This is a genomic window from Paraplanobispora siamensis (genome assembly GCF_016863175.1).
GTDB lineage: Bacteria > Actinomycetota > Actinomycetes > Streptosporangiales > Streptosporangiaceae > Planobispora > Planobispora siamensis.
In genome coordinates this window covers 69,888-86,698 of sequence record NZ_BOOJ01000046.1, presented here as the reverse complement: position 1 = coordinate 86,698, position 16,811 = coordinate 69,888, and the positions used below count along the sequence as shown (strand labels likewise).

At 71.5% G+C, this 16,811-nt stretch carries 12 protein-coding genes; 7 read left to right on the top strand and 5 right to left on the bottom strand.

What is annotated here, in order from left to right; genetic code table 11:
• Window positions 1-735: VOC family protein (locus Psi01_RS26870; protein ID WP_307819272.1), on the top strand; the 735-nt coding region annotated here is incomplete at its 5' end.
• A 25-nt stretch (window positions 736-760) separates the two neighbouring features.
• Here Psi01_RS26870 and Psi01_RS26865 read toward each other — a convergent pair.
• The 3 genes from Psi01_RS26865 to Psi01_RS26855 all read right to left on the bottom strand — a co-directional run bounded on the left by Psi01_RS26865 (window position 761) and on the right by Psi01_RS26855 (window position 6,149).
• Window positions 761-2,050, bottom strand: a complete 1,290-nt coding sequence (locus Psi01_RS26865; protein WP_204066894.1) for a GH1 family beta-glucosidase — start codon at window positions 2,048-2,050, stop codon at window positions 761-763.
• A gap of 58 nt (window positions 2,051-2,108) precedes the next feature.
• On the bottom strand, window positions 2,109-3,545 hold the full coding sequence (locus Psi01_RS26860; protein WP_204066893.1) for a glycosyl hydrolase: 1,437 nt from the start codon (window positions 3,543-3,545) through the stop codon (window positions 2,109-2,111).
• Window positions 3,546-3,641: 96 nt separating this feature from the next.
• On the bottom strand, window positions 3,642-6,149 hold the full coding sequence (locus tag Psi01_RS26855) for a cellulase family glycosylhydrolase (protein ID WP_204066892.1): 2,508 nt from the start codon (window positions 6,147-6,149) through the stop codon (window positions 3,642-3,644).
• 370 nt (window positions 6,150-6,519) lie between these two features.
• Here Psi01_RS26855 and Psi01_RS26850 point away from each other — a divergent pair, with 370 nt between their 5' ends.
• The 6 genes from Psi01_RS26850 to Psi01_RS26825 all read left to right on the top strand — a co-directional run bounded on the left by Psi01_RS26850 (window position 6,520) and on the right by Psi01_RS26825 (window position 14,758).
• A complete protein-coding gene (locus Psi01_RS26850) occupies window positions 6,520-9,006 on the top strand; it encodes a glycoside hydrolase family 2 protein (protein ID WP_204066891.1) in 2,487 nt (828 codons plus the stop codon).
• Complete coding sequence (locus Psi01_RS26845) at window positions 9,003-10,046, top strand: LacI family DNA-binding transcriptional regulator (protein ID WP_204066890.1); 1,044 nt, start codon at window positions 9,003-9,005, stop codon at window positions 10,044-10,046. The genes Psi01_RS26850 and Psi01_RS26845 overlap by 4 nt, the downstream gene beginning before the upstream one ends.
• Before the next feature lie 310 nt (window positions 10,047-10,356).
• Window positions 10,357-11,664, top strand: a complete 1,308-nt coding sequence (locus Psi01_RS26840) for an ABC transporter substrate-binding protein (RefSeq protein WP_204066889.1) — start codon at window positions 10,357-10,359, stop codon at window positions 11,662-11,664.
• A 115-nt stretch (window positions 11,665-11,779) separates the two neighbouring features.
• Complete coding sequence (locus Psi01_RS26835) at window positions 11,780-12,739, top strand: carbohydrate ABC transporter permease (RefSeq protein ID WP_204066888.1); 960 nt, start codon at window positions 11,780-11,782, stop codon at window positions 12,737-12,739.
• A gap of 38 nt (window positions 12,740-12,777) precedes the next feature.
• Window positions 12,778-13,680, top strand: coding sequence for a carbohydrate ABC transporter permease (locus Psi01_RS26830; RefSeq protein ID WP_204066887.1), 903 nt, complete (start codon window positions 12,778-12,780; stop codon window positions 13,678-13,680).
• Between the two features lie 124 nt (window positions 13,681-13,804).
• On the top strand, window positions 13,805-14,758 hold the full coding sequence (locus tag Psi01_RS26825) for an ROK family protein (RefSeq protein WP_204066886.1): 954 nt from the start codon (window positions 13,805-13,807) through the stop codon (window positions 14,756-14,758).
• A 69-nt stretch (window positions 14,759-14,827) separates the two neighbouring features.
• Here Psi01_RS26825 and moaA read toward each other — a convergent pair whose 3' ends face one another.
• Complete coding sequence (moaA, locus tag Psi01_RS26820; RefSeq protein WP_204066899.1) at window positions 14,828-15,817, bottom strand: GTP 3',8-cyclase MoaA; 990 nt, start codon at window positions 15,815-15,817, stop codon at window positions 14,828-14,830.
• A 159-nt stretch (window positions 15,818-15,976) separates the two neighbouring features.
• Window positions 15,977-16,795 (bottom strand): alpha/beta fold hydrolase, encoded by an 819-nt coding sequence (locus Psi01_RS26815; RefSeq protein WP_204066885.1) that lies wholly within the window; start codon window positions 16,793-16,795, stop codon window positions 15,977-15,979.
• Window positions 16,796-16,811 lie beyond the last annotated feature (16 nt).

Below are 16,811 nucleotides of genomic sequence, written 5' to 3'. Positions count from 1 at the left end.
GGAAAGCCATGCGATCATGACGGCATGGCAGAGGACACGCCGGGGACGGCGAGCACACCGAGCAGGCGGGAGATCTCCGACGCTGTCGGCGACATGGGCTGGCGCTACGTCCTGGGCGCGTTGCGCACGTCCGTGCCGGTGACCTCGTTGCGGCAGGCGGCCGAGGCCGCCGCCCGCGTGGCGCAGGCGGCCGACGCCGACGCCGACGGCAGTCTCTGGCTGGACGTGCGCGCGGACCGGCTGGTACTCACGCTGCAGTCCCCGGCCACGGCGACGGTGACGCGGCGGGAGGTGGAGCTCGCCGGACGTCTGCACGCGGCCGTGCGGGAGTTCGGCCTGCGGCTGGACCCGGGGATCGCGGCCCCGCGGCCGGGCTCGGTCCAGCTTCTCGAGATCGCGATCGACGCGATCGACATCCCCCGGATCCGCCCCTTCTGGAAGGCGGTCATGGGATACGTCGACGAGGCGGGCGCCGCCGGGCCGGAGGATCCGATCGTCGATCCCGCCCGGCAGGGGCCGGCGATCTGGTTCCAGCAGATGGACGCGCCGCGCCCGCAGCGCAACCGCATCCACCTCGACGTCTCCGTCCCGCACGACGAGGCGCCGCACCGGATCAAGGCCGCCCTGGAGGCCGGCGGCGTGCTGGTCTCCGACGCCGCCGCCCCCTCCTTCTGGGTGCTGGCGGACGCCGAGGGCAACGAGGCCTGCGTGACGACCTGGCAGGGCAGGGACTGACCCGGGCGGCCCCGGCGCGGGTCGTTCACCGGCTGCCGCCGATCCTGTCCCGGTACCACAGGGCGCTGTGCTTGGGGATGCGGCGCTGGGTGGCGTAGTCGACCCGGACCAGGCCGAACCTGGGACCGTAGCCGTGCCCCCATTCGAAGTTGTCCATGAACGACCAGGCGAAGTAGCCGCGCACGTCGGCGCCCAGGTCCCGGGCCCGCTCGACCGCGCGGATGTGGGCCGCCAGGAACGCCGTGCGCTCCTCGTCGCGGACGAACCCGTCGTCGTCGGGGTCGTCGTCGAAGGCGGCGCCGTTCTCGGTGACCACCATGGGCAGGCCGGGATAGTCGCGGCCGATCCGCAGCAGCAGCTCGGTGCAGCCGTCGGGAGTGATCGGCCAGCCCATGCCGGTCAGCGGTCCGGTGCGCACCTCGCCGGTCGCGGCGAGCGTGGCGTCGAAGTAGTAGTTGACGCCCAGGACGTCGATCGGGGCGGAGATGACGGCCAGGTCGCCGTCCCGGATCGGCAGGACCGCGCCGCGCGCCGCCAGGTCGGCCACCACGTCGTCCGGGTAGCGGCCGTGCACGAGCGGGTCGAGGTACATGCGCACCCCCAGCCCGTCGGCCCGGCGCGCCGCCTCGTGGTCGGCGGGGTCGTCGGTGGCGGGCGCGGTCCCGCCCAGGTTGAGCGTGATGCCGAGGTCGGCGGCCGGACCTGCGGTGCGCATGGCCTGTACGGCCAGGCCGTGACCGAGCAGGAGATGGTGCACCGCGCGCACGGCCGCCGGGAAGTCCGTGCGGCCGGGCGCGTGGATGCCGTCGGCGTAGCCGTACATGGCCACGCACCAGGGCTCGTTGAGCGTGGTCCAGGTGGGGACGCGGTCGGCGAGCCGGTCGAAGACCAGCACGGCGTACTCGGCGAACCGGTGGGCGGTGTCGCGGTGCGGCCAGCCGCCCGCGTCCTCCAGCTCCTGTGGCAGGTCCCAGTGGTAGAGCGTCACCCAGGGCTCGATGCCCCGGGCCAGCAGCTCGTCCACCAACCGGTCGTAGAAGGCCAGCCCGCGCGCGTTGACCGGCCCGCGGCCGCGGGGCTGGACCCGCGGCCACGAGATCGAGAAGCGGTAGGTGTCGACTCCGAGCTCCGCCAGGAGGGCGACGTCCTCGGGCATGCGACGGTAGTGGTCGCAGGCCGTCCCACCGGTGTCGCCGCCGGCCACGTTCCCGGGCACCCGGCAGAAGGTGTCCCAGATGGACGGGGTGCGGCCGTCGGCGTCGGTGGCGCCCTCGATCTGGTAGGCGGAGGTCGCCACCCCCCAGCGGAAGCTCATGCGGTGCCTTTCTCAGGAGTGTCTTGCGAGGGCTCTCGCGGGCCCCCGCGCCGGGACGCTAGGGCAGGGTCCACTTCTGGTTGTTCTGGCCGGTGCAGGTCCAGATCTGCAGCGGGGTGCCGTCGGCCGAGCTCTGCCCGGTGGCGTCCAGGCACCTGCCGGTCCTGGGGTTCACCAGCCGCTGGGCGGTGGCGTCGTGGGTCCACTGCTGGTTGGCGTTGCCGCTGACGCAGTCCCAGATCTGGACCCGGGTGCCGTCGGCGTTGACGCCGCCGGTGACGTCCAGGCACTTGCCCAGGGCCCGGACCGTCCCGTCGGCGCCGACCGTCCACGCCTGGGCGGCGCCGTTGGCGTCGCAGGTGTAGAGCTGCACCCTGGTGCCGTTGGCGCTGCCGGCCCCGGCGACGTCGACGCACTTGCCGCCCAGACCCCTGATCTTGCCGGTACGGGTGGTCCCGCCCCCGCCCCCTCCGCCGCCGGAGGTGATCGTGAACTCGCCGCGGTTGAGCACGCGCGGACCGAAGTAGCTGGCCTGCACGCTCGCGTTGGTGTTGTAGGCGGGGTCGGTCAGCCACTCCGCCCAGACCATGAACCAGGTCCAGCGCGGCTGGGCGTCCAGCAGCGCCGGGCTGGGCGCCCGGCCGACCTCGGCCAGCGAGATGGGCTTGCCGCCCGCCACGTTGAGCATCGCCTGGTAGTCGGAGGCGGAGGGCTCCAGCTTGACCCACACGTCGAGCGAGGCCACGTCGACGGAGGAGGCGCCGGGCCAGTACTCGCCGATCGAGCCCATGTTCAGGTCCTTGACGTTCCAGACCCAGACCAGGTTGGCCAGGCCTTGGGCGGTGAAGTAGTCGTAGGTGATCTGGTAGAGCCTGCGGCTGCCGTTCGCGCCGGGCCGCCCGCCCCACCACGACCAGCCGTCGTTCATCTCGTGGATGGGCCGCCACAGCACCGGCACCCCGGCGCTCTGCAGCTGGCGCAGGTACGGCACCGCCTCGGCGAGCCGGTTCTTGAAGGCGGTGTTGAGGCTCGTGCCGTTGGTGACGAGCTGGCTCCACTGGCTGTCGGACAGACGGCTGAGGACCCCGGCGGAGTCCCAGCCGCAGGTGGACCCGACGGTGGGCGGGCACATGTGCCAGGTCAGGGCGACGACCGAGCCGCCCTGCCACTGCCGGATCGCCTCGTTGACCATCGTCTGCCGGTTGGCGACGTCGGAGGAGGCGAACAGGAAGTCGCCGCCCCACAGGCCGGGCGTCTGACCGGTGATCTGCTGGGCGACCCGGGTGTACTTGGTCGGGTCGCTGTTGGGTTCGCGGTTGTGCTGGCCGGAGAGGGTGTACCGGCCGGAGATCCCGGTCAGATAGTTGATCAGGTCGGTCCGGGAGGCGGCCGGGAAGGCCTGGGCGGGCGATGCGAGGCCGGTGACGGAGGCCAGCGCCAGGACTGCGGCCAGGGCGAGGCTCCACCATCTGCGGCGGAGGCGGGGGGTGCGCATCGTGATACTCCTTCGTGGGATTCGCCGGATGCGGGTCGTGCCTCTGGGAGGCGGATCTCTCCTTTCGAGAACTCTCAGGAGCCCTTTCGGGGGCTCTCAGGAGGCGGGGTAGGCGACGACCTGGTCGACGGTGAGCCGGCCGCTGCCCGGCCCGCCGCCGACGTAGATCGACAGCTGTTCGAACCGGGTGAGGTCGAGGGGGCCGCCGCCGGCCCAGCTCGGGTGGCGGAACTCGGTGAAGGGGATGCGGACGATGCCCTCCGGCGCGGTCAGCGTGTGCTCGAAGTAGATCCCGCCGGTGACGAACTGGATCGTGACGCTCGCCGCCGTACCGGTCCGGCTCAGGTTCAGTTCGAGTCCCTTGTGCCCCCACAGGTCCAGCGCCGGTGCGAAGGTGCGGGTGACGCCCGCGTACCCGGCCGATCCGAGCTCGTAGTCGAGCCGCATGGCCTTGCCCGGCACCAGCTCCGGGGTGATCGGGTCGCCGCCGGGGTTGCGGACGTAGGCCCGCGCGAGCTGCGCCGAGTCCTCGAACGACTCGAAGTCGTCGACGACGGCCGGCTCGTCGGGCAGCGGGCGGGTGCCGAAGGACGCCGTGTCGCCGCCGGTCTCGCCGATCGCGTTCACCGCGGTGACGCGCCAGTGGTAGGTGAGGCCCGGCTTGAGCACGTCCGGCGCGGAGTAGTCGGTCCCGGTGATGCCGGTGACGGAGAGCACGGGGTCGCGCAGGTCGGCGTGCTCGGAGACGGTGAGACGGTAGTAGCCCGCCCCGGCGGCCGGGCTCCAGGAGAACTTCGGCGAGCCCAGCACGTCCTGCGCCCCGGGCGCCGGGGTCAGCAGGCCGAAGGCGCCCGGTGCGGAGGTGACCGGCGCGGGGTCGGCCGACCACAGGGTGGCGCGGGTAAGCCCCGTGCCGCCTCTCCACAGGATCCGGACGTGGTCGGCGCCGCCCGCGTCGGCGGTGATCCGGTCGCGGTGGACGTCGTGCCGCACGGTCCGCCAGTCCCGGCCGTTCTCGGAGGTCTGCACCCGCGCGTCCGGCCGCCGGCCCTCCCCGGTCACGGTGCCGAACTCGATCCGCCGGATGTCCGGGCGGCTCCAGGAGATCCATGCCTGCGACGGGCCGCTCGGCCGGGCGATCGCCACGCCGTCGCCCGGGGTGATCGTGACGCCGTCGTGGCCGCTCGCCAGGCCGGTCGTCTCCAGCGGGTCGGCCAGGACGGTCTGCGACGCGGTGACCCGCACCGGGTCGGAGGCCGTGCCCCGGCGCCCGTTCCGGTCGATCGGGACGACCCGGTAGGAGACGTCGCGGCTCGCCTCGGGGTCGATCCACGGCGTCTGGTTGTCGGTCAGGACGCCGGGGTGCGCCGAGGTCCAGCGGCCCCGTACCGAGCGCTCCACCACGTACCCGCTCGCGCCCGCCGCACCGCGCCAGCGCAGCTCGTTGAGACCGGCGCGCTTGTCCACCTGGGTGATCAGGGGCGGCCCGGGCCGCGACGGGCGGTGCCCGCCCGGGGAGACCTGCCCGGCGAAGGCGATCTGCGCCTTGACCGAGGCCGCCATGCGCGGGTCGTCACCGGGGTAGTGCATGGTGAAGCCGTCGTCGTGCTGGACGAACCCGTTGCGGTCGTGATGACCGAACAGCGACCACGACAGCATGCCCGCCACGTTCGGGTCCGCGGCCGGCGGGGCGAGGAGCTCCTCGCTCGCCGAGGTCGAGGCGTACTCTCCGGCGACGTAGACCTTGCCCGCGCCCGTCACAGTGGCGGCGTCGGCCTTCACCCGTTCGGCCGTCGGCGGGTAGTAGTGCACGTCCACGATGTCGACGCCGGGGGCGGCGAGCGTGTCGGGGTCGATGTCGAAGCGGCGCCCGGCCGCGATGAGCTGGCGCGGCGCCCACTGCCGGAACCGCTCCGCGTTGGCGTTGATCCATTCGAGCGTCATGCCTTCGAGCTCGTTGCCGAACTCCCAGGCCATGATGGTCGGGTCCGCGTTGTAGGCGCGGCCGGTCAGCGGGTTGACGCGGTGCATGACGTGCCGCACGTACGCCTGGTAGTCGGCGATCACACGTTCGTCGGTGTAGAAGGCCGCCGACGGCAGGCCGTACGGGTCGGTGAAGTCGCGATGGCCGCCGTGGTAGTACGACCACTCGTCGGTGAGGGGCAGGATCAGCCGGATGCCGATCGATCCGGCGTAGGCGATCGCGTAGTCAACGGTGGCGAACGCCTTCTCGTTGAAGCCCTGCTCCTTGGAGGGCAGGATCGACAGCTCGTTCCCGGTGGAGGCCAGCATGTGCGAGCGCACCACGGTCATGCCCATGGCCTTGGCGGTGTCGAGCGCGTCGCGGACGCGGAAGAAGGTCGGGTAGTCGACGCCGCCGACGTTCTCGTCCAGGCCCAGCCAGTAGATGTTGGTGCCGGCGAAGCGGAACGGCGTGCCGCCGAGGCTGAGCCGGGTGTCGGAGCGGGTCACGAACTGCGTGTTCTGCGAGCGGAAGCGCACCTCCGAGGGGGCTTCCGGAGGGCGGGCGGAGGCGGCGTGCGCGGGCGTCAGGGAGACGACCAGGGCCATCGCGACGAGACTCGCCCATTTGGCGGACGGCATGTCGACACCTTCCTTCGAAGGGTGCCCCCGGCGGGACCGCTGCGCGCGTGCTGGAACGCCGGGAGGGCTGAACGGGGGGTGAAGATCCGACGACAAGGGGGACCCCGGGACGGAACGCGGGGCGAACAACCGCTTTACCGGATAAGCAAGCATGAACATAGGACCCGTTTGACAACGATGTCAACGGGAGGGGACGGCCGTGTTTCCACGATCCGTTTAGCCACCTGCCGTGAACTTCACGGAAATCTACTGAACCGCTCTAGACACGTTCAGGGTGAATCGCTAGCTTGATCGGGCATCTCGGGGGTTTTGTCTGATTGCTGCCCTCGATGTGCTCGACCTGTCGGCGCCGTGGACCAAGGAGCAGCCGTTGACGAAACAGAGTGTGTGGCTGGAGGCCGGATGGACGCTCCGGCAGGCGGGCGGCCCCGCGCCCGCCGATCTCGCCGGACTGCGCGAGCAGGCCGTGCCCGCCCGGGTGCCCGGATGCGTCCACGTCGATCTGCTGGCGGCCGGGCTGATCCCCGATCCGTACCGGGGACTCAACGAGCTCGACGTGGCCTGGGTCGGCCGGGCCGACTGGCGCTACGACACCGTCGTACGGTCCGTCCCCGCCGGGTTCGAGCGCACGGACCTGGTCTTCGACGGCCTCGACACCGTCGCGCGGATCCGCCTCGACGGGGTGGAGCTGGGCACGACCCGCAACATGCACCGGTCGTACCGCTTCGACGTGACGGAGATCGTGCGCGAGGGAGCGCCGCTGTCGGTCTCCTTCACCTCCGCCTACACCGAGGCCGAGGGGCTGCGCGACCTGCTGGGAGCGCGGCCGAACTCCTACCCCGAGCCGTTCAACTACATCAGGAAGATGGCCTCCAGCTTCGGCTGGGACTGGGGTCCCACCCTCGTGACCGCGGGCATCTGGCGTCCGGTCCGGCTGGAGAGCTGGAGCACCGCCCGGCTGGCCGGGGTCCGGCCGCTGGTCACCGTCGCCGGCGGCGACGGCAGGGTCGAGGCGCACGTCGAGGTCGAGCGCACCCGGACCGGCGCGGACCGCGAACTGCTCCTGACGGTCGAGGTCGCCGGGCGGACGGTACGGCAGGCCGTCCCCGCGGGGGCGACGTCGGCCGTGGCCGCCCTGGAGGTCCCGCGGCCGGAGCTGTGGTGGCCGCGCGGCTACGGCGAGCAGGCGCTGTACGGCTGCCGCGTCGTCCTGTCCGACGCCGGGACCGGCGACGTCCTGGACCGCTGGGAGCGCCGGATCGGGTTCAGGAGCGTGGAGCTGGACGAGTCGGGCGACGAGCACGGCACCGCGTTCACCCTGCGGATCAACGGGCAGCCGGTCTTCGCGCGCGGCGTCAACTGGATCCCCGACGACGCCCTGCCCGTACGGGTGACCCCCCAGCGCTACCGGCACCGGCTGGGGCAGGCCGCCGAGGCGGGCGTCAACCTGGTCCGCGTGTGGGGCGGCGGCATCTACGAGGACCACGCCTTCTACGACGCGTGCGACGAGCTGGGCCTGCTGGTCTGGCAGGACTTCCTGTTCGCCTGCGCGGCCTACCCCGAGGAGCGGCCGCTGCGCGGCGAGGTGGAGGCCGAGGCCAGGGAGAACGTCACGCGGCTGAGCCCGCACGCCAGCCTGGTGCTGTGGAACGGCAACAACGAGAACCTGTGGGGCTTCCGCGACTGGGGCTGGGAGGCCGGGCTCGCCGGGGACAGCTGGGGCGAGGGGTACTATCTCGGGCTGCTGCCCCGGATCGTCGCCGAGCTGGACCCCACCCGCCCCTACAGCGCGGGCAGCCCCTGGTCGGGCTCCTGGGAGCGCCATCCCAACGATCCCGCGCACGGGCCCTCGCACTTCTGGGAGGTGTGGAACCGGCGCGACTACACCGACTATCTGAACGACGTGCCGCGCTTCGCCGCCGAGTTCGGCTGGCAGGCCCCGCCCGCCCACGCCACCCTGCGCGAGTCGCTCGGCGACGACCAGCTCGGCCCCGCCTCGCCCGGCATGCTGCACCACCAGAAGGCCGAGGACGGCAACGGCAAGCTCGACCGCGGCCTGGCGCACCACTTCGCCGCCCCCGCCTCCTTCGACGACTGGCACTTCCTCACCCAGGTCAACCAGGCCCGCGCGGTCGCGACCGGGATCGCCCACTGGCGCTCCCACTGGCCGGTGTGCGCGGGAACGGTCGTGTGGCAGCTCAACGACTGCTGGCCGGTCACCTCCTGGGCCGCGATCGACGGCGCGGCCCGGCCCAAACCGCTCTACCACGAGCTGCGCCGGCTGTACGCCGACCGGCTGCTCACCTTCCAGAGCAGGGACGGCGCCCGCGTGCTCGCCGTCGACAACCAGTCCCCCGACCCGTGGGAGGGGGCCGCGCTGGTGCGCAGGATGCTCGCCGACGGGACGTGCCTGGCGCAGGAGCGGCTGCCGTACTCCGTGCCGCCGCGTTCGGTCGCGGTGCTGCCCCTGCCCGCCGGGGTCGCCGGCATCGGGGACGCCTCGCGCGAGCTGCTGGTCGCCGACGCCGACGGCCTGCGCGACCTGGTCCTGGGCTGCGAGGACCGGGACTTCGCCTACCCGCGCGCCGAGCTGGACGTGCGCGCGGACCCGGCCGACGGCGGTCTCAGGGTCACGGTCACCGCGCACTCCTTCGTCCGCGACCTGCTGCTGCAGGCCGACCGGATCGACCCCGGGGCGGTCGCCGACCGCGGGCTGGTCAGCCTGCTGCCCGGGGAGACGGTTACGATCATGGTGACGGGCCTCGACCCCTCGGCGGCCGGCGCCGGTTCGGTACAGTCGGCGTTGTTCAGCGTCAACACGGCGCAGGCCGTGGCGGAAGGGGTCCCACGACCATGAGTTCTCGCGCCCACCCCGGCGGCAAGGTGACCATCGCCGAGGTGGCGCAGCGCGCCGGTGTGTCCAAGGGCTCGGTCTCCCTGGCGATGAACGACAAGCCGGGCGTGTCGGCCGCCACGCGCGAGAAGATCCTCAAGGTCGCCAAGGAGCTGGGCTGGCTGCCCAACCAGGCCGCCCGCTCCCTGTCGTCGGCCACGACGCAGGTCAACAACATCGGGCTGGTCATCGCGCGGCCGGCACGCATGCTCGGGCTCGAACCGTTCTACATGGAGTTCATCTCCGGGATCGAGAGCGTGCTGGCCGAACGGTCGCACTCGCTGCTGCTGCGGCTGGTGCGGGACGTGGACGAGGAGGTGGAGGTCCACGACGGCTGGGGCCGCAGCAAGCAGATCAGCGGCTCCATCGTGGTGGACTTCACCGTCGACGACCCCCGGATCCCGGCGCTGCGCGCCTCCCGGCTGCCGGTGGTCGCCGTCGGCCACCCGGACCTCACCGGCGGCCTGCCGTCGGTGTGGACCGACGACGGCGCCGCGATCACCGAGGCGGTGCACTATCTGGCCGCGCTCGGGCACCGGCGGCTGGCGCGCGTGGGCGGTCCGCCCTCTCTCGGGCACAGCGCGATCAGGACCGAGGCATTCGTCAGGGCGGTCGCCGGCCTGAACCTGGAGCCGGCCAGGATCGTGCCCACCGACTTCTCCGGGGAGCAGGGGGCCCGTGCCACCCGGGCCCTGCTCGCCTCGGCGCAGCGGCCCACGGCGATCCTGTACGACAACGACATCATGGCCGTCGCGGGCCTGTCGGTGGCCACCGAGATGGGCGTGTCGGTCCCCACCGAGCTGTCCCTGCTGGCCTGGGACGACTCCCAGCTGTGCCGGCTCACCCATCCGCCGCTGTCGGCGATGAGCCACGACGTCTTCGTCTTCGGGGCGGAGGTCGCGCGGCTGCTCATGAGCATCATCGATCACGGCGAGGCGGACGCCGGTCACGCGGCCCCCACGCCGGTGCTCGTCCCGCGCGGGACCACCGCCAGACTGCGCTGAGCCGTACCGCCTGACTTCGCCGGGTCTCCGATCTTCCATGCCGGAGGCCCGGCTCCGGCATGCCCGCATCCGGACGGAACCGTCGCATCTCGATTTTTCTAAACCGTTCTAGTAGAAGTTTCCGCAGCTAGAGCCGTATTTTATCTCTCGATCATGCCGCTACCCTCGTAACGTTTATATATCGCCAGCACTTCGTCCCTTTTTCCACTAAACAACCCATGCCACTGTTCACCGCAACTGAAGCACCGGAGCAGTCGGCTCCGGTGGGCGACGGCCCCCGTCCGGGGCCGTGCTCGGATGGGAGAATGAGATGCGCAGAGGTGTGCTGACCGGTCTGGCGCTCGCTACGGCCGCGGTCCTGGCCTCCGCCTGTGGCGGCAGCGGGGGGAGCGCGGCGCCGGCGACCGCGTCCGGAGACCCCGCGAAGGTCTCCGGGAACATCACCGTGCTGACCAACCGCACCGACCTGGTCAACGACGGCACGATGAAGAAGTACGCCGACGACTTCGCCAAGGCCTACCCGAACGTGCGCGTCACCTTCGAGGGGATCACCGACTACGAGGGCGAAGTCAAGATCCGGATGAACAGCGAGAACTACGGTGACGTGCTGCTCATCCCCAACGCGATCGCCAAGGGTGACTACCCCAAGTTCTTCGCCCCGCTGGGCTCGGCGGCCGAGCTGTCGAAGAAGTACAAGTTCACCCAGGCCGGCACGGTCAACGACCAGGTCTACGGGATCGTCTCCTTCACCCCCGCCCAGGGATTCGTCTACAACAAGGAACTGTGGGACAGCGCCGGCGTCACGGAGTGGCCCAAGACGCCCGAGGAGTTCCTGTCCGCGCTGAAGGCCGTCAAGGACAAGACCGGGGCGACGCCGCTGTACACCAACTACAAGGACGGCTGGCCGCTGAGCACCTGGACCAACGCCCTGGGGTCGGTCACCTGTGACGTGAAGGCCGAGAAGGCGATGATCACCGAGGACCCGTGGGCGCCGGGCAAGGACCTCAACGTCATCGACTCGCTGCTGTTCGACGCGGTGAACCGGAAGCTCACCGAGAAGGACCCGACCACCACCAACTGGGAGGAGTCCAAGAACGCCATCGCCACCGGCAAGATCGGCGCGATGTGGCTGGGGTCCTGGGCGGTCCCGCAGATGCAGGCGGCCGCGACCAAGGCCGGCAAGAGCCCCGAGACGATCGGGTTCATGCCCTTCCCCGCCCAGGCGAACGGCAAGTTCTGCACGGTCCTGGCACCCGACTACCAGTACGCCGTCAACACCCACTCGCAGAACAAGGCCGCCGCGCGGGCCTGGGTCGACTGGTTCGTCGACAAGTCCGGATTCTCCGCCCTCAACCAGGGCGTCTCCAGCCTCAAGAGCGACCCGCTGCCCTCGGCGATCAAGCCGCTCGGCGAGGCGGGCGTCCAGCTCATCGAGATGGAGACGGACCAGCGGGTCCAGGTCGACGCCATCGACAAGGAGTCGGAGGTCGGGATCAAGGCGCCCGAGTACCGCCAGCGCCTCATCGACGTCGCCCGCGGCGCCGCCAAGGGTGATCTGAACAGCGTGCTCGCCGAGCTGTCCGGCAAGTGGAAGGCCGGCCAGGAATCGGCCGGCTGACGACCTCGCGGCGCGGCGCCGGGGCGGCGGAGACCGCCCCGGCACCGCACTCCGGCCGGCAGAGCACCGCACTCCGGCCGGCAGGGCCGATCACCCCCACAGAAGAAAGGCAGAGATGACACCGACCTCGTCATCCCTGAGGCGCGTCCCCGCGGGCGCGGCGGCACCGCAGGACACGCCGCCGGCGCGGCGTTCCAGGAGGAAGGCGTCCTCCCGCGGCCGACAGGCCCTCACCCCCTGGCTGTTCCTCCTGGTGCCGCTGGCCTTCCTCGTGACGTTCTCCTACGTCCCGATCATCAACATGATCGTCTACAGCTTCACCGACTGGGACGGCGTCAGCCCCGACTACTCCTTCACCGGCGTCGAGAACTACGTCGAGATCTTCACCCGGCCGGAGTTGTTCAAGGTCTTCATCGCCAGCCTGTACTACCTGGCCGCGGCGGTCCTGCAGATCGTGCTGGCGCTGTACTTCGCCACCGTGCTGAGCTTCAACACCCGCTTCCGCAACCTGTTCAAGGGCATCCTGTTCTTCCCCTACCTGATCAACGGGGTGGCCATCGGGTTCGTCTTCCTCTACTTCTTCCAGGAGGGCGGGACGTTCGACACGGTGCTCGGCCTGTTCGGCATCGGCGGCGAGCACCTGTGGCTCGGCGACCCCGACCTGGTCAACTTCTCGCTCGCCGGGGTGTCCGTGTGGCGCTTCCTCGGTCTCAACTTCGTGCTGTTCCTCGGCGGGATCCAGTCGATCGCGCCGGAGCTGTACGAGGCCGCGGAGCTCGACGGGGCCGGCCGGTGGCAGCAGTTCCGCTTCATCATCGTGCCGAGCCTGCGGCCGCTGATCGGCCTGACCGCGATCCTGGCGGTCTCCGGCTGCCTTTCGGTCTTCGAGATCCCCTACATCATGACCGGCGGCGCCGGGGCCAGCGAGACGTTCGTGATCCAGACCGTCAAGCTCGCCTTCCGGTTCAACAAGACCGGGCTCGCCTCGGCCGCCGCGGTGGTGCTCCTGATCATCATCCTGCTGGTCGCCTGGCTGCAGCGCCGGCTCGTCCCGGAAGAGAGGGCTGTCGCGTGACGACTCTTCCCACAGGTGCCGGAAGAGGGGGCGGCCCGGTGGCGGCCGGTCCCGGAGGGATCCGGGGGGCCGGCGGAAAGGGCCGGCGGGCGAGGCCCGTCGCCCGCGCCGGGTGGCAGGCCCGCCTGGCGACCGTCCTGAAGTATCTGTCCCTGGTCGCGGCGAGCGTGGTCGTCCTGCTGCCGCTCGGCGTGGTGCTGCTCACCTCGCTGAAGACCTCCGACGAGCTGGCGCGCGGCGGCGGCCCGCTGTCCATGCCCGACGACTGGCTGAACTTCGCCAACTACGTCACCGCCTTCGAGAAGGGGCAGATGGCCGAGGCGGCGTTCAACACCTTCGTCATCCTGATCGTGTCGATCACGGGGACGGTGTTCATCGGGTCGGCGGCCGCCTACGCCATCGACCGCTTCTCCTTCCGGTTCAAGAAGCTCGTCGTGGCGTTGTTCCTGTTCGCCACGCTCGTGCCGAGCATCACCACCCAGGTGACGACCTTCCAGGTGGTCAACCAGCTCGGGCTGTTCAACACGCGCCTGGCGCCGATCATGCTGTATCTCGGCACCGACATCGTGGCGATCTACATCTTCCTGCAGTTCATCCGGAGCATCCCGGTCTCCGTCGACGAGGCGGCCCGGATGGACGGCGCCTCCGCCCTCACCGTCTACTGGAAGATCATCCTGCCGCTGCTCAAGCCGGCGATCGCCACGGTCGTCATCGTCAAGGGCATCGCGGTGTACAACGACTTCTACATCCCCTTCCTCTACATGCCCGACCAGGACCTCGGCACCGTCTCGACCTCGCTGTTCCGCTTCAAGGGACCGTTCGGCGCCCACTGGGAGAACATCTCCGCGGGCACCATCCTGGTGATCGTCCCGACACTGGCGATCTTCCTGATGCTGCAGCGCTTCATCTACAACGGCCTGACCCAGGGCGCCGCCAAATGAGGCGCCCCGCCCCGCACCCGGCGCGAGCCGTACGGACCGGATCCATGCCACCGCACCCGGCCGCAGCCGTCCGGACGAAGTCCGCATCACCGCGCCCGGCCGCAGCCGTCCGGACGGAGGGCTCATGACGCTTCTCGCCGTCGACATCGGCGGCACCAAGTTCGCGGCCGCCCACATCGACGCCGGCGGCACGCTGCTGAGGCGGGCCGAGCGCCCGATCGGGCCCTCGCCGTCCGGCACGCTGGCCGCGCTCGTCGCGGACTTCCGCGACCCCGGGCTGACCGCGGTCGGAATCGGGACGGCGGGCCCCGTCGACGTCCGCGCGGAGACGGTCTCCCCGGTCAACATCCCGCAGTGGCGGGACTTCCCGCTGGCCGGCGCCGTCCGGCAGCTTGTCCCCGGCGTCGAGGTGGTCCTCGCCGGGGACGGGCAGTGCATGGCGCTGGGCGAATGGTGGCGCGGCGGCCACGGCGTGGACTCCCTGCTGGGAATCGTGGTCTCCACCGGCGTGGGCGGCGGCCTGATCCTCGGCGGACGCCCGGTCCTGGGCGGTACGGGCAACGCCGGGCACATCGGTCACGTGATCGTCGACCGCGACGGCGAGCCGTGCCCGTGCGGCGCGTGGGGCTGCCTGGAGACCCTCGCCAGCGGCCCCGCCATGGTGCGATGGGCACTGGCCAGCGGCTGGACCCCCGCCGGGGATCCCACCGCGGCCCGGGGCCCGGCCACCGCCGAGGACCTGGCCGACGCCGCGCGGGCCGGGGAGGCGATCCCGCTGGCCGCGTTCGAGCGGGCGGCCGACGCCCTGGCCGTCACCGTCCTCAACACCGCCGCCGTCGTCGACCTGCACGACGTCGTCATCGGCGGAGGCGTCGCGGCGGCCGGCGGGCTCCTCATCGATCCCCTGCGGGAGCGCCTGGCCAAGCACGCCGGCGTGGATTTCCTGCGTCACATCACCGTGTCGCCGACCGCCCTGAGCCGGGACGCGGGCCTGTACGGCGCCGCCGCGCTGGCCCTGCTCGCCATCGGCGTCAGCCCGCGTCCCACCGGCCGGGGTCCCCTCCCGAGCCCGCGCTGATCACGCGGGCGCCCGCCGTACAGCCGAGGCCGGGCGTTGACGGCGCGGCCCGCAGGGCTGCCGCAGGTGTCAGCCGCCGATGGCGGACATCGGGCGGGACGGCTGCAGGAAGGTGGGGTCGTCGATGCCGTGACCGGCCTTCTTCGTCCGTACCGCCGCCAGCCAGCGCTCGGCGAGCTCGTCGTCGGAGGCGCCGGAGCGCATCGCCGCCCGCAGGTCGGACTCGTCGGTGGCGAACAGGCAGTTGCGGATCTGGCCGTCGGCGGTGAGCCGTACCCGGTCGCAGGCGCCGCAGAACGGCCGGGTGACCGAGCCGATCACCCCGACCCGGGCCGGGCCGCCGTCGACGAGGAAGAGCTCCGCGGGGGCGCTGCCGCGCTCCTGCGGGTCGGCGTCGGTCAGGTCGAAGGAGTCCTTCAGCATCACGAGGATCTCGTCGGCCGTGATCATGTTCTCCCGGCGCCAGCCGTGCTGGGCGTCCAGCGGCATCTGCTCGATGAAGCGCAGCTCGTATCCCCGGTCCAGGCAGTAGCGCAGCAGCGGGACGGCCTCGTGGTCGTTGATCCCCCGCATGAGCACCGCGTTGACCTTGACCGGTCGCAGGCCTGCGGCCTCGGCGGCGGCCAGGCCCTCCAGGACGTCGGCCAGGCGGTCGCGGTGGGCGAGCTTCTTGAAGGTCTCGCGGTCGAGGGTGTCGAGGGAGACGTTGACGCGGTGCAGGCCCGCCTCGGCGAGCGGGGCGGCCAGGCGCGACAGGCCGATGCCGTTGGTGGTCAGGGAGACCTGGGGGGTGGGCGTGAGCGCGACCGTGCGGGCCACGATGTCGACCAGCTCCCGGCGGAGCAGCGGCTCTCCGCCGGTGTAGCGGACCTCAGTGATGCCCAGGCGCTCGACGCCGATGGTCACGAGCCGGACGATCTCGTCCGCCGTCAGCAGCTCGGGCTTGGGCAGCCAGTCGAGGCCTTCGGGAGGCATGCAGTACGAGCAGCGCAGATTGCACCGATCGGTGAGGGACACCCGAAGATCGGTCGCCACCCGCCCGAAGGAGTCCTGCAACACGGGCGTCCCCTCCATCCATCCTGACCCGAACAGGGGGCCAGCCTAAGGCCCGCCCCCGTCCGGCCCCAAAACCACCGGGCCTCCTCTGGCTGACAACACCCGTGCCCGGTGGATGATTCCTCCGAAAGGAGGATCCCCGGCGGGATCCTCCCCCGTCGCTCAGAGCCCGTGCTCGGACAGGAACTTCTCGATCAGCTCCTGCCACTCGGCGGGCCGCTCGGCCATCACCACGTGCCCCGAGTCCACCTCGGCGTAGCGCGCCCCCGGGATGTGCTCCGCCAGATAGCGGGAGTTGGCAGGATGGACCAGGATGTCGCGGGTCGGCGCGATGACCAGCGTCGGCACCGTGATCCCGGCCAGGTCCTCCCGGGTGTCGGCGGTCCGGCCCAGGGCCGCCTGCTCGATCACCCCGAGCGGCGGCCCGGCCGGTCCCAGGTCCAGCAGCTGGGCGAACAGCTCGGCGGGCAGCCCGTTGAGGAACTCGACGCTGAAGCCGTTCACCGCGCGGATCCTGGCGAAGCCCTCGGCGTCGCCGGTCCTCAGCAGGTGCTCCCAGAGCCCCAGCGAGAGCTCGATCTGGTTGTCGGCCTTGGCGAAGCCCGCCGCCAGCACGAGCCCCCGCACCCGTTCCGGGTGGCGAGCGGCGGCCCGCACCGCGACGGTGGTCCCAAGCGAGAAGCCGATCAGGGTGAAGGTCTCCACCCCGGCGCCGACCGCGGAGGCCACCAGCGCGTCGGCCAGCTCGTCCAGGGTGAAGCCTCCGGCCGCCCGGGGAGTGGCGCCCGACCCCGGGTAGTCGGGGCCGACGACGGTGTGGCCCTCGGCCAGGACCGGCACCAGCGTGCCGTAGTTGTCGGCGATGCTGCCGCTGGCCCCGTGCGCGAGCAGGATGCCGGGGCCGGATCCGACGACGGTCGTGGAGAGCTCGGGAAGTACGGGAAGTACGGGAAGTTCGGGAAGTCCAGGAATCTGTGCCATGCCGAAGAGGTTGGGG

What these genes read in the sequence shown, in the direction of transcription:
- Psi01_RS26865 (WP_204066894.1), bottom strand. Translation starts at nt 2,050, where the DNA reads ATGAGCTTCCGCTGGGGGGTGGCGACCTCCGCCTACCAGATCGAGGGC.
- Psi01_RS26860 (WP_204066893.1), bottom strand. Translation starts at nt 3,545, where the DNA reads ATGCGCACCCCCCGCCTCCGCCGCAGATGGTGGAGCCTCGCCCTGGCC.
- Psi01_RS26855 (WP_204066892.1), bottom strand. Translation starts at nt 6,149, where the DNA reads ATGCCGTCCGCCAAATGGGCGAGTCTCGTCGCGATGGCCCTGGTCGTC.
- Psi01_RS26845 (WP_204066890.1), top strand. Translation starts at nt 9,003, where the DNA reads ATGAGTTCTCGCGCCCACCCCGGCGGCAAGGTGACCATCGCCGAGGTG.
- Psi01_RS26840 (WP_204066889.1), top strand. Translation starts at nt 10,357, where the DNA reads ATGCGCAGAGGTGTGCTGACCGGTCTGGCGCTCGCTACGGCCGCGGTC.
- Psi01_RS26835 (WP_204066888.1), top strand. Translation starts at nt 11,780, where the DNA reads ATGACACCGACCTCGTCATCCCTGAGGCGCGTCCCCGCGGGCGCGGCG.
- Psi01_RS26825 (WP_204066886.1), top strand. Translation starts at nt 13,805, where the DNA reads ATGACGCTTCTCGCCGTCGACATCGGCGGCACCAAGTTCGCGGCCGCC.
- Psi01_RS26815 (WP_204066885.1), bottom strand. Translation starts at nt 16,795, where the DNA reads ATGGCACAGATTCCTGGACTTCCCGAACTTCCCGTACTTCCCGTACTT.